Origin of the sequence: Actinomyces succiniciruminis (genome assembly GCF_900002405.1) — a bacterium.
GTDB classification, from domain to species: domain Bacteria; phylum Actinomycetota; class Actinomycetes; order Actinomycetales; family Actinomycetaceae; genus Actinomyces; species Actinomyces succiniciruminis.
Genome location: NZ_LK995499.1, coordinates 4163 through 16720 on the forward strand (window position 1 = coordinate 4163; position 12558 = coordinate 16720).

General features: G+C 67.8%; 12 protein-coding genes and 1 pseudogene. 11 read left to right on the forward strand and 2 right to left on the reverse strand.

Annotation, left to right across the window (positions count from 1 at the left end; all coding sequences use genetic code 11):
- Nucleotides 1-107 precede the first annotated feature (107 nt).
- From BN1056_RS07230 to BN1056_RS07245, 4 genes are all read left to right on the forward strand, one after another.
- Nucleotides 108-1199: a hemolysin family protein gene (locus BN1056_RS07230; RefSeq protein WP_210580072.1), complete on the forward strand. Its 1092-nt coding sequence runs from the start codon at nt 108-110 to the stop codon at nt 1197-1199.
- 122 nt (nt 1200-1321) lie between these two features.
- The gene (locus BN1056_RS07235) at nt 1322-2308 is read left to right on the forward strand and encodes a M23 family metallopeptidase (protein ID WP_210580073.1); all 987 of its coding nucleotides are present in this window, start codon (nt 1322-1324) and stop codon (nt 2306-2308) included.
- A 38-nt stretch (nt 2309-2346) separates the two neighbouring features.
- A complete protein-coding gene (locus BN1056_RS07240) occupies nt 2347-3090 on the forward strand; it encodes a glycerophosphodiester phosphodiesterase family protein (RefSeq protein ID WP_210580074.1) in 744 nt (247 codons plus the stop codon).
- 33 nt (nt 3091-3123) lie between these two features.
- The gene (locus BN1056_RS07245; protein WP_210580075.1) at nt 3124-4848 is read left to right on the forward strand and encodes a carboxylesterase/lipase family protein; all 1725 of its coding nucleotides are present in this window, start codon (nt 3124-3126) and stop codon (nt 4846-4848) included.
- A 572-nt stretch (nt 4849-5420) separates the two neighbouring features.
- Here the strand turns inward: BN1056_RS07245 and BN1056_RS15075 are convergent.
- Nucleotides 5421-5519 (reverse strand): annotated as a pseudogene (locus tag BN1056_RS15075) (transposase-like zinc-binding domain-containing protein); the annotation flags it as partial.
- 868 nt (nt 5520-6387) lie between these two features.
- On the opposite strand from BN1056_RS15075, the gene BN1056_RS07250 reads away from it, so the two are divergent.
- The 7 genes from BN1056_RS07250 (at nt 6388) to BN1056_RS07280 (ending at nt 10634) form a co-directional block, all read left to right on the forward strand.
- A complete protein-coding gene (locus tag BN1056_RS07250) occupies nt 6388-6813 on the forward strand; it encodes a hypothetical protein (protein WP_210580076.1) in 426 nt (141 codons plus the stop codon).
- 167 nt (nt 6814-6980) lie between these two features.
- A complete protein-coding gene (locus BN1056_RS07255) occupies nt 6981-7208 on the forward strand; it encodes a hypothetical protein (RefSeq protein WP_210580077.1) in 228 nt (75 codons plus the stop codon).
- A 327-nt stretch (nt 7209-7535) separates the two neighbouring features.
- Nucleotides 7536-7820: a site-specific integrase gene (locus tag BN1056_RS07260; RefSeq protein ID WP_210580078.1), complete on the forward strand. Its 285-nt coding sequence runs from the start codon at nt 7536-7538 to the stop codon at nt 7818-7820.
- A gap of 48 nt (nt 7821-7868) precedes the next feature.
- Nucleotides 7869-8315 (forward strand): tyrosine-type recombinase/integrase, encoded by a 447-nt coding sequence (locus BN1056_RS07265; RefSeq protein ID WP_280516451.1) that lies wholly within the window; start codon nt 7869-7871, stop codon nt 8313-8315.
- A gap of 533 nt (nt 8316-8848) precedes the next feature.
- Entirely contained in the window at nt 8849-9640 is a 792-nt protein-coding gene (locus BN1056_RS07270) for a ParA family protein (protein ID WP_210580079.1), read from the forward strand.
- Between the two features lie 167 nt (nt 9641-9807).
- A complete protein-coding gene (locus tag BN1056_RS07275; RefSeq protein ID WP_210580081.1) occupies nt 9808-10206 on the forward strand; it encodes a hypothetical protein in 399 nt (132 codons plus the stop codon).
- 29 nt (nt 10207-10235) lie between these two features.
- Nucleotides 10236-10634, forward strand: coding sequence for a hypothetical protein (locus BN1056_RS07280; protein WP_210580083.1), 399 nt, complete (start codon nt 10236-10238; stop codon nt 10632-10634).
- Between the two features lie 65 nt (nt 10635-10699).
- Here the strand turns inward: BN1056_RS07280 and BN1056_RS07285 are convergent, their stop codons facing one another.
- Nucleotides 10700-12541, reverse strand: a complete 1842-nt coding sequence (locus BN1056_RS07285) for a hypothetical protein (protein ID WP_210580085.1) — start codon at nt 12539-12541, stop codon at nt 10700-10702.
- Nucleotides 12542-12558 lie beyond the last annotated feature (17 nt).

The following is a 12558-nucleotide window of genomic DNA, read 5'->3' on the forward strand; positions in this document are numbered from 1 at the left end:
CGCCGCATCACCCGCCTGCGTATTCATCCGCTCACTACTCCGGGCACCGCCGACGGGGCGTCCGCCGGGGGAGCGGCAACAGAGGTCGGGGGAGAGGAAACGCAGCGATGAGTACCTCCCTCGCCCTGATCCTGACCGTGGTGCTGCTGGCCGGCAACGCCTTCTTCGTTGCCGCCGAGTTCGCCGTCACTTCGTCGCGCCGCGCCCGCCTCGAACCGCTCGCCGAGGCCGGTGACCGGCGCGCCGCCACCGCCGTGTGGGCGCTAGAGCACGTCTCCCGCATGCTCGCCACCGCCCAGCTGGGCGTGACCGTCTGTTCAACCGGGCTGGGTGTGGTGGCCGAGCCGGCCATTGCCCACCTGTTGACGCCGCTGCTCGCGCGCCTCGGGGTGGGTACCGCCGGGGCGCATGCGATCGCCGTGGTGCTGGCCCTGGTACTGGTCGTCTACGCCCACGTGGTGGCCGGGGAGATGGTGCCCAAGAACCTGTCCATCTCCGCGCCCGAGACGGCCGCCCGCTGGGTGGTGCCGGCCCTGGTGCGTCTGTCACGGCTGCTGGGCCCCATCATCACCGCTCTGAACGGCTTCGCCAACGGCGTGCTGCACCTGTTCGGCATACAGACGCGCGACGAGGTCTCGGCGGCCTTCAACGCCGCCGAGGTCGCCTCCATCGTGGAGCGTTCCACCGCCGAGGGGGTTCTCGACGACGACACGGGCCTGCTGTCCGGCGCCCTGGAGTTCTCCGAGGAGACCGCAGGCAGCGTGATGGTGCCGGTGGACGCCCTGGTCACCCTGCCTGCCGGATTCACCCCGGACGACGTCGAGCACGCGGTGGCCACCACCGGCTACTCCCGCTTCCTCGTGCTCCGCGGCACTCAGATCGAACCCGAGGCGGCGGACGCGGGCGTGGTCGGCTACCTGCACCTGAAGGACGTGCTGTACGCAGCCGAGGACAGCCGCACCGAGCCGGTGCCGCAGTGGCGCGTGCGGGCCCTGGTGCCGGTACACGCCGGTGACGAGGTTGAGGACGCGTTGGCCGCCATGCAGCGCTCCGGCGCACACCTGGGCCGGGTGCAGGACGAGGCCGGCACTACCCTCGGCGTGGTCTTCCTGGAAGACATTCTGGAAGAACTCGTCGGTGAGGTGCATGACGCCATGCAGCGCGACGAATTCCAGCGGCGGGAACGTGGACAGGCGTGAGCGTGCCGGAGGTGTGACCACCGTCCTGGCACGGGAGCATCACGTTTAGCTAAAGTGCTGCGGGCGGCCCACCGGGCGGCCGCGAGCACTACCTTCGGAGGCACGGGGTGGCTGAACAGCCCATGACACGGCGCCAGCGTCGTGAAGCGGAGCGCGCTGCCGAACGCCGGCAGGCGGTCGTCGGGCAGACGACTCGCGTGGCAACCCCGCCCGCCCCGCCGCCGCCAGGAACATCCGCGTCGGCAGGGCTCGCCTTCCAGCGTCCCTCCTCTCACCGTCCCGCCGCCCCGCGCCGCCGCAGCCGCCTCGGCGCGGTCGCGCGCGCCGGCGTACTGGCGGTCCTCACCCTAGTCACCGTCGTCGCCCCGCTGCGCTCGAACCTGCTGACCGCCCCACAGGCCGTGGCGGCACTGGACCTCAGCGGCGCGGTGTCCGCAAGCGCGGGCGCCAGCAGCACCGATCCCTCGGCTTCGGTCGCGGCCGCCGTGCTCGGCTCGGATGCGGACGTCGACACCGCCTCCGACCCGGAACTGTCCAACGTGCCCGACGCCGCCACCCTGGCGCGCATCCGTGAGGCCTATGAGAACGCCTCCGCCACCTGTGCCGCCCAGACCACGGGCGCCTCCGGAGACACCGCCGCCTTCAACTCCACCCCAGAGGTCTTCTTCCCCATGATCGCGGGCACCTACACGGTCTCCTCACCGTACGGCTACCGCCTGCACCCCACCCTGGGGTACATGAAACTCCACGCCGGCCAGGACTGGGCGGCCGCCGCCGGAACCCCCATCTACGCGGTCGCCGCCGGCACCGTCGTCGCCGCCGGCATGTCGGGCGGCACCGGCACCATCACCATCGAGCATGAGATCGACGGCGAGATCTGGTACACCCGGTACCTGCACATGTACGCGGACGGCATCTACGTCTCCGAGGGCGACCAGGTGGAGGCGGGCCAGCTCATCGCCGGCGTCGGCTCCACCGGCTACTCCACCGGCCCGCACCTGCACTTCGAGGTGCGTAACGCCAACACCACCGAGGACTCCTCGTCGGTGGAGCCGGAGGAGTGGCTCGAGGAGCACGGCGCCGTCGAGCTGACCACCGACTGCTCCTGAACGTGCGCGAGTCACGGCGGCCTGCGAGAATCCGACCTATGAGCCCAACCCGCCGTTGCGCCGTCGTCGCCCACCGGGGCGGGGGCAGCGAGGTGGCCGAGAACACCTGGAGCGCCGTCGAGCACGTGGCCGCGCTCGGCCTGACCTGGATGGAGACCGACCTGCGGGCCACCGCCGACGGCGTCGTCGTCCTCTCCCACGACGCAGACCTGACGCGCACCGCCGGTGACCCACGGCGCATCGCCGAGCTGACCTGGGAGGAACTGGCCGCCGTGGACGCCGGCGATGGGCGCCCGTTCGTGCGGCTGGACCAGGCGCTAACCGCTCACCCGGGGATAAGTTTCAACATCGATTTGAAGGATTCCGCCGTTCTCCAACCCGCCCTGCGGGCGGTGCGCGCCGCCGACGCGCTGGGGCGGGTGCGTTTCGCCTCCTTCTCGGCACGGCGACTGGCCGTGCTGCGGCGTCAGGAGCCGCGGGCCACCACCTCCCTGGGGGTTGGCGACGTCGCCCGGCTCATGGTGCGCAGTCAGGCGGCCTTGCCGGTACGGCGCGGTCGGCGGGCCGGAAGCAATGAGCAGGTCGACGCCGTGCAGGTGCCGATCAGCTTCCACCGCATACCCGTGGTCACCCCTCGCTTCATCTCCCAGGCGCACGCCTCCGGGATGGAGGTGCATGTGTGGACGGTGGACGATCCCGAGCAGATGCGCGTGCTGGCGAACAGCGGCGTCGACGCGGTCATCACCGACCGCCCCACCCTGGCGCTGGACGTGCTCGGTTGATGAGGCGGGTGCGGCCGTGGTGACAATTGCCTCATGACCGACGCCCGCACCCAGCCCGCCCAACACGTCGCCTCCACCCCGATCGCCGTCCCCACCGGTGAGGCCGGCCCGCGGGTGAACACCACCGCAGGGCCGGTGCGCGGTGTATGGCGAGACATCGTCTCCGCTCCGGATCGCGTCGGACCGGACGCCCGCTATCGGCGCTCGGCCGCCTTCTACGGCATTCCTTACGCCGAGGCGCCGGTGGGGGAGCGGCGCTTCATGGCGCCGATACAGCGGGAGCCCTGGGACGAGGAACGTGCCGCAGTCGTCCCGGCCGCTACGCCGCAGCGCGGCTCCATCTTCACCGACCCGGCCATCCCCGAGCCGAGCGTGCCGGGAGACGATTTCCTCACCGTCAACGTCTTCACGCCTGCGCCCGGCGACGAGGACGCACAGCTGCCGGTGCTGGTGTGGATTCACGGCGGCGGCTGGACCTCCGGCTCCCACAACTCGCCCTGGTATGACGGCGCCGCCTTCAACCGCGACGGCGTGGTCACCGTGTCGGTCGCCTACCGGCTCGGATTCGACGGCTACGGGTACATTCCCGACTCCGACGCCCCCTACAACCGGGCGGTCCTGGACCAGGTCATGGCCCTGGAGTGGGTGCGCGACAACATCACCCGCTTCGGCGGGGACCCGGGTCGAGTGACGATCGGCGGACAGAGCGCCGGCGGCGGCAACTGCCTGGTGCTGCTGGCGGTGCCCCGCGCCCGGGGCCTGTTCCACGGCATTATCTCCGAATCCGGCGCCGTTCCGGACCTGCCCGCCGCCCGCAACGCCGACAATGCCGCCCGCATGGCCGCCGCACTTGGCGTGGAGCCGACCCTCGCCGGATACCGCTCGTGCAGCTACGACGCCATCTTTGCCGCGCAAAACGCCGTGAGCGGCACCGGCGAGCATATCGACGACGGCGGGGCCACCGCTGCCGGTCCGGACCCAGTTGCGGCCGTCGCCGGGGTGCTGGCCGGTATTGGCGAGCCCGACACCGGCATCCCGTTCAGCCCGACCGTCGACGGCGAGATTGTCACCGCCCCGATCCGGCAGGTCCTGCGCCGGGGCGACGGGGCACAAGTTCCGGTCCTCGCGGGCTCAACCACACACGATTTCGCCTTCGCCGGTCTGGCCTATGTCGAGGCCATGGCGGACCGGGACCCGCGCGAGGTGCTGATAGGCGGCGGCATGAGCGAGGCCATGGCCGACCGACTGCTCGCCGCCCACCCCGAGCACGCCGACGCCCCACACCTGGTGATCGGCAACCTCATCTCCGACGCCACCTTCCACATTCCGCTCGCGGGCTGGTTCCTGGCCCGCGCCGAGTACGCCGAGGTGGCGGGAGACGGCGATTCCTCCGGAACGGAGAGCCACGAGGCCGTGGGCGAGGCCGCCTCCCCGGCCGGCAGCTACGCCTACGAGTTCAGCTACTGCTGCGGGCCGACCGGGCTGGCAACCCACTGCATGGAGATTCCCTTCGCCTTCGACTGCCTGAGCGATCCCTACTGCGAGCACACGCTCGGCGCGGCACCGCCGCAGGCGCTCGCGGACGCCATGCACTCGGCCTGGGTGCGGTTCATCGAGATCGGCGATCCCGGCTGGGAGCCGTGGACCGGACGGACCATCGGACGCCGTTTCGGCGACAACCGCTCCGGAGAGCTGGCCGTGGTGGAAGATCGCGTCATCTTCGACACCGACCGCGACCTCGCCGCCGGCGCCCGCTGATCGCGGTGCAGTAGCGTGCGGGGAATGCCGAAGCCCCGCCCTGACGCGTAACAACCCGACCTGTCTTATGCCTATTTGGCTTGCCAGTCAGGCGCGCCGGCGGGCACAATAGAAGGGAGCCACCCGGCGCATCCGGATGGCTCCCCGACGCAGGCGGATCAGTTGTGAGCCACCTGCTGAGGGTATCCACAAGGACACCAATGGCCCGGATCAGATGAGCGAGAGATTCGAGTACTTCGCTCGCCTGCCGGGCCATTCCCTTGCCCTTGCGGGTTATAGGCGCGAACGTGTTGCTTTAGACCGGCGTGTCGGGGTGTTCTAGCTGGTTCGTCCGGCCCAGCTTTTGCGTTTCCAGAGGCCTTCTTCGGGGTTTTCGGCGCAAATGTGTGTGTGGTTCGGGCGCCCCCGGGCTCACTAGGTCCTGTTGTGTAAGTGCTTGGGTGGCGGTGTGTGGCTGTTGAGCCTGTCAGTTGGACCGCTGTTCCCCGGTTGGACCGCCGTAGCCGCCGGTTACAGCGGTCCAACGGGGCGTGGGCGGTCCATCGGGGCGTGGGCGGCCCAACCGGGGCGGTGCACTTCCACCGTTGGGTGCCTGCGGCGGTGCGGCCGGGCTTCTTCATCTGGGTCTGGCAGATCGGGCAGAGCCTTGCTCGTGGGGACCGTGTTCTCACGGCCCGCACATCTACCCCCGAAAGTCAACCACCGCCCCGGGTTAACCTCACAGGCCATAATCACCCCGACTTTCCCGCACCATACCAGCCGAAACCCCGATCTAAAACACCAAGTTCACGCCGATAACTCCCTCCTTCCTGGCTCCTAACCTTCTCGGCCAAGGACATGGCTTGTTCCGAGAGGAGGTGCCGAAGAAGGCATGCCCAGCATAGCGGCGGCCTCTGACACATTTCGGTGCTCGTGGACGAGGCGGCGGAAATGCGCAAGCACTGCATTACCGCATGGGCTCTTGTGGGTGTCGGCCACGCTTGTCGCTGATTTTGATATTCCGCCCTGTCCGTATCGGCAGGGACGACGGTTCGTACCTCCGCCTGACGATTCGTCGGTTCCTGCGACGGTTCGTCATCTAGCCCCGACGATTCGCCATTTCTCGCGACGGTTCGTGGGGTAGACGCACGAACTGTCGTCGTTCATGGCGAATCGTTGCCTCTAACGTACGAACCGTCAGCACATCTGACGAACCGTCGCCGTTCCGTACGAATCGTCGACGCGCAGACCACCAGTTGGCAGTCCAAATAGAAAGAAGCGGTCCAAACGGGGCAGGTCCGCGGCGGGCGGCCCACGACGCGCCGGTCTAGAGCGCCACGTTCACGCCAATAGCCCGCGCCCACGCCATTACTTCCCTGCTGACGACCTGCTGCCCCGCAGGATCGACGAAGCCCCCGCCGACTCGGGGTCGGACGGGGGCTCGGGGTTGGTGCCCCGGACAGGATTCGAACCTGCGGCCTTCTGCTCCGAAGACCGGGCTGACGCAGACGAGTCATGCGAGGTAATCCAGCTCGTCACCTTCCGAGAGCTGGCGGCGTCATGAACGGCGCAGTCATTACCTCCGAGGATCTGCGCGCGGCGCATCTTGGCACAGTTGCCTCGACTATCTCACGGTTGGCAGCCGCGCAGCAGCAGGCCGTCACGTGGGCGCTGACCATCAGTGCCGCAATGACCACTGCCAGCGTCGCACTCGACTCACCCTTACCGGCCGTCGCAGGCATCGTGGCCTGCACCGCCCTCTGGATGACCCACGCCGTCCACCTCACTGCCGAGCGAGCATGGCGGACACACTACGCGGACATCCTCGACGGCGGCCCCGTCACCGCCACGCCTAGAGAGCTGTTGGGCCCCAGCTGGAGCCACGTCGGCACCTGGCGTGCAGCTCTCTCATGGTCTGTCGCGCCGCTCCATGGGGCGATCACCGCGAGCCTGCTAGTCATCGCGGCCCTTGTCTTTCTCATCTGAACCTGACCAACCCGACAAACACCAAGGAGAACCGTCATGACAAAAACGACCACCCTGAGCCTCGCACAGCAGCTACTGCTGATAGAGGCCGTCAACGAGATGGCCTTCCACGTGTGCGACCGCATCGCTGTCATCGGTCATACCTACAACCGGTAAGGAACACCACAGTGGCACTCATTATTGTCCCAGCCTACTGCGCCATCATCGTGTTTGGGTTCATCGGAAGCGCCACCTTCTCCGATCGTGTCAGACGCGTATGCGAAGCACTCTTCGTCGTGGCCTTAATAGTCATCCTGACAGCGACCCTTTGGCAGTTCTGGCAGGTCTGCAAGACGGCGATCACGACCGTCGACAGTATCACCCCGACCGCTACGACCACGCAAGAGATTGGATAAGAATCATGCCGTTGCGAGCTAACCACTTGACATTCGAACAACAGTGCCTACTGACGTACGCCGTGGAACAAGTTGCCACCGAACTACGCAACTCACTATCCGACAATCAGTTGAGCGAGCCTGAGCGTGACCGCCTGCTCCAAGAGCTCGAGGCTGCCGAGACGCTAGACCACCTGACTAGCCGTACGATCACGCTCATCACCGGGGACTAAGACAAGGCCCCATCGAGTAGCGGACGCGTGCACGCTGGGAAGAATGAACCCGAAACTCCGAATCGTTACCCCAAAAGATGCACCCGCACTCCTCATCGACGCATGGGCCCAAAGCATGCGAGGACAAGGACTATCCCCACGGACAATCGCCGAACGCGTCCGAGTCATCACCCAGCTCGCAACCACCACCGGCACCGACCCCGCAGCACTAACCAGCCGCACACTCAGCACCTGGCTCGCCCAACTCCCATCACCAGCCACCCGCGACGCCTACTACTCAATCACCCGCGCCTGGAGCCACTGGCTCGTCCTCACCGGCGCCCGAGACGACGACCCCACCATGCGCGTCCCACGTCCCCGCGTACCCACAAGCCGCCCCAGACCCATCACCGACGCATAGCTCGACGCCGTCCTCGCCCTCCCACTGCGCCCACCCACACGCACCAAGATTCTCCTCGGCGCATACGCAGGCCTCAGAATCCACGAGATCGCCTGCATCCGCGGCACCGACATCGACACCGTAGCCGGCACCCTCCACGTAGCCGGCAAGGGCGGCCGCGACGACATCCTGCCCGCCCACCCGGTCATCCTCGACCAGGCAGCCGACTACCCACCCGGATACTGGTTCCCCTCCCCAACCGAAGACCAGCCGGTGAAGGCCAAGACCGTCGGCACCGTCATCTCCCGAGCATTCAACCGCGCAGGCGTGCGCGGCAGCGCCCACCAGCTACGCCACTACTTCGCCACCTCACTCCTGCGCGCCGGCGCCGACAGCCGCGTAGTCCAGACCCTCATGCGCCACGAGTCACTCGCCACCACCGGCCGCTACCTCGGCGTCGACGACGCCCAGCAACGCGCAGCCCTCAACCTCCTGCAACCCCGACCGACCGTGTGACAACCCGACCTATCGTGTGCCTATTTGGCTTGCCGGACAGGCTTGCCAGGCCGGCCAGCCGCGGGCACAATAGAGGGGAGCCACCCGGCGGCAACCGGATGACTCCCCGATGCGGAAGGCTCAGCTAGAACCAACCGCGGAGGGCGTCCAGAAGAACGCTAATGGCCCGGATTAGATGAGCGATCGCAGTGATCCGCTCGCTCGTCTGCCGGGCCTCTTCTTCGTCCTTCCAGCCTTTTGCATGTCCGCCTTTCGGCTTCGACATGGCCCTCACCCCCTTCCTGACTCCTTCCTTCCCCGACAGAACGCCATGAGGTGATCGGGGAGGAGGTGCCGGAGGAAGCAGATCCAGCGTAGCAGCGGATACCGACACGCAACGGCGGCAAGCCTTGTAGGCCTGCCTACCGGTCTGCGGTGTAGGTGCCGTCCCGTCCTCGATCTGTTAGTTGTGTTTGTTGTGGTGGTTATCGTCATTGCCCGTAATCTGTTGGTTGTGTGTGTTACATTGGATGTGTTCGACAGGAGGCGTACACATGACCATTTACGTCATCGCGACACCCAAAGGTGGGGTCGGCAAGACCACTACCGCGGCCGAGATCGCCGCAGCACTAGCGCGCGCCGGCCGTAAGGTCCTCGCGCTCGACCTCGACCAGCAGGGCAACCTCACCGGCAGGCTCGGCGTCACCTCGGCCACCGAGGTGGCCGGCACCATGGCCGACATCCTCACCGGCGACATCGAGCTGACCGAGGCCGCCGTGCCCGCCCCCGCGGTCGATGCCGTCGACGTCGCAGTCGGCGGCCACGCCCTGGCTGACGTCGAGGCGGCACCGCCCGGGGACCTCATCACCTTCCTGCGCGACGAGCTGCGCACCGACGCTGTCGCCGGGCGGTGGGATGACGTCGTCATCGACACGCCCCCATCCGTCGCGGCCCTGTCCCTCGCCGGCCTGGCAGCCGCCGACGCCATCATCGCCACTGTCACCCCCGCAGTGGAGGCCTTCGACCAGCTCAAGCGCCTCCAGGCCCTCATCGACGCACGCCTGACCCGACGCATCAACCGCAGCGCCCGGATCGACTGGATAGTGCCCGTCATGTTCGGTGCCGGCGCGGCCGTCGGCCGTGGCCGGCTCCTGGACCGCGAGGTCCTCCAGCAGCTCAAAGCCACCTACGGCGACCGTGTCACCGCGCCCGTGCGTGAGGCCGTCGTGGTCCGTGACGCCTACATGGACGGCCAACCCGTCAGCGTCTACGACCCGACCGCCCCTGTCACCGCCGACTACCACCACGCGCTCCAGGCGATCCTCGAGACGGAGGTTGCAGCATGAGTCCCCGACCCCGCCGGCGGAGCCTCGCCGAGCGTGAAGCCGAAGCCATCCAAGGCGCAACCAGCACAACCAGTAGAACCACTACAAGGCGCAAGCCCACGCCGCCGCGCCGGAAGGCTGCCGCGCAAGCCTCAACCAACACAACTAATACAACCGACACTACTGCGGTGTCCGCCCGGTCGGTGACCATCTGGGTGGACACGGCAACGTGGGGGAGGGCGCAGACCGTCTACCTGCGCTCCACCGCTACAACAGGTCAACAGCTCGCGTGGAAGGAGTGGATCGCCCAGACGGTCAGCGCCTACCTCAACCAGGACGACGGTACCGGCCACCAGCAACGAGATACGGCGTCGGCGTCCGGTCAGCGCAGCGTGTGGCTGCCCGGCACTGTCATCGAGCAGCTCGACCATGCCGTCGCCGCTCGCGCCATGGCCGGCCAAGCCGCCACCCGCTCCAGCCTCATCGTCGAAGCCCTCGCCCACGCGGTCGACGCCGCCGGCGGCGCCGACGTACCCATCTTCACCGGCCGGCTACCGCGCGGCCCCCGCCCCCGCCCCCGAACCTGAACCCGACCTTCCGAAGGAGTGTCCCTGCAATGCTGTTCCTCACCACCGCTATCCGTACCGTCATGGCGCTGTTCGTCGGCGGCCTCGTTGTCCTGTCCTACACCTCCGAGGCCGCCGCGCAGATAGGGCAGGAGGGCTCCGGCGTCGGCCGCGCCGCCCTGTGCGCCATGGTCGTCGTGTTCACCCTATGGGCGACCAGCCTCTACCGGCGTGCTGGCCTGCGCCGCCCCTGGTGCTTCATCATCGCCTTCCTGCTCTCAATGCTCGTCAGCGGCAGTGCCATCGTCACCGACGAGGACCCGATGGCCGGGATCGGCGCTGGTTTCACGCTTCTGTTCGCCTCTTACGTGATTCTGGCGATCGAAACCGCGTGGCTGCGTCGACGGGCGCGCCGGCGCTCACGTCCCCGTCCCGTCAGCCGCGCGTAGCCGCAATGACAAGAGGGCCGGCCCCACCGTGGTGGGGCCGGCCCTCTTGTCATTGTTCGACGGCGTTAGGAGATTGACGGCTGTTGCAGGCTCCGGGTAGGTGACACATCGTGGGACCACGCTCCGACCGCCGGCACGCTGCTAGGCACCGTGCGCTCGGCCGGCCGGGCGGCCTGCTCGCGGGCCTCACGCAAGGCGGCCACATTCGCCATCACCTCACGATCCGCCGCAGACGGCCCCATAGCCAGTGCTTTCGCTTCGGTCACTTGCATGACCTGCCCGCCGGGCGTTGAGACCTCAGCGCGCTCCTGCCCCAGCGGCCGGATCAGCCGACCCTCGCCCGGACGACCGACCACCACCACCGGCATCCCCTCCACCGCCGCGACATGAGCGTCAGACACCGCTGACGCGATCCGCGCCGTCTGCGCGTCAATATCCTCCCGCTGATCAGAGTAACCCCGCCGCGTACCCTCAAAGTTGTTCAGCTGACTCAGCGTGATCGCCTGACCGATGTGCTGCGCACTCTCCACGGACACGTCCCGGGCTCGCACCTCACCATCCACGGTCAGTGTCACCTCGTTCGGGCTGCCGACCTTCACCGCCGTCTCCCAGCCAATGGCATCGTACCTGACTACCTCGCCCGCAGCGTCCGTGTACACCTGTCCCACCATTGGCGTCGGAAGCTGCTCAAGATCTTCCGGCATAGGCACACCGACGATCGCGTCCGGATCCATCGACGGCCCGCTAAGCGGGTCGTCAAACGAGCGGTATGCCGCTTCGGCGGCCGCCCGGACCTCCTCACTGACCTCCACCACTCCCGGGAGCACGTACATGCATTCGCCGAACCGCATGCCCTCATGGTCGAAGTCCCGCACCCGCTCCAGCGGAACCGTGGTGCCGTCCTGCCTGACCTGATCCAGCCGGTCCGGCAGCCCGAACCCCACACGCTCGTACTCAACCGAGTACGCCTCCTTACCCAGGCCGATCCGGTCAGCATCCTGCGCATCCCAGGCCATCACCGCAGGTCCCCGATCCGTACGCCATGCCCGCAGCAGCTGGCCCCCGGCAGCCTCCACCCACGTGCGCACCGGCTCCTGCCCGCCACGCCGTGGCTCGTGGCGGTAGTCACCCAGCGCGTCGTACGCCTCAGACACCACCTGAGTCAGCCGGTCAGCCATCTGCTGGCCCCGTTCAGCTCCGACCCCGAGCACGTCTCCGACCTCACGTGGCTCGATTTGCCGCCCTTCGGAGCGCTTGAAGGTGTCGCCCCATTCGTCGTACGCGCGAATCTGCACCTCGTCCGCACCGTGGGCGGAGAAGCTCACCGTCCGTCCGGTCTCGGGATCGTGGACGTCCAGCCAGACCCGTTCGCCGCCGCCCCACCGGGTCCACCGCCACTCCAGGCGATCACCATCCTGCCCGAGATCCGAGGCCGCCCTGTCCATCAGGTTCTGCCCCAACGCACCGCGATTGTGTCGCTCCTCATGCAGACGAGGGTCATAGACCAGCCAACCCGGGTCCCTCGCGCCCGTATCCCGCCGATACTGCTGGAAGTCGGCGTATGCCCCCTCGACGGCGTCGCTCATGACCGTGCTGATCTCCTGGCCCCGCTCCGAGTCGACCCCAAGCAGGTCCGACACCTCACCCGCGCTCACCGCGCGGTCGAAATCGCCGTCCCAGATCTCAGCGCCATCATCGCTACCCTCAAAGGTGACCCTTCGATCGGTGGCCGCGCTGTACACAGCCAGCCAGACGCCCTTGCGGCTGTGCCCCCACCTCCACTCAAGACCGTCACCGTCCCGCTGAAGGTCAAGCACCGCCTGGTCCAGTCGTGCCCGGTACGGCCCGTCTCCACTGTTCGACGGCCCAGCCGGCCCCGACGAATATCCCTGCGTGTACTCACTCATGATCGATCCTCCTTACC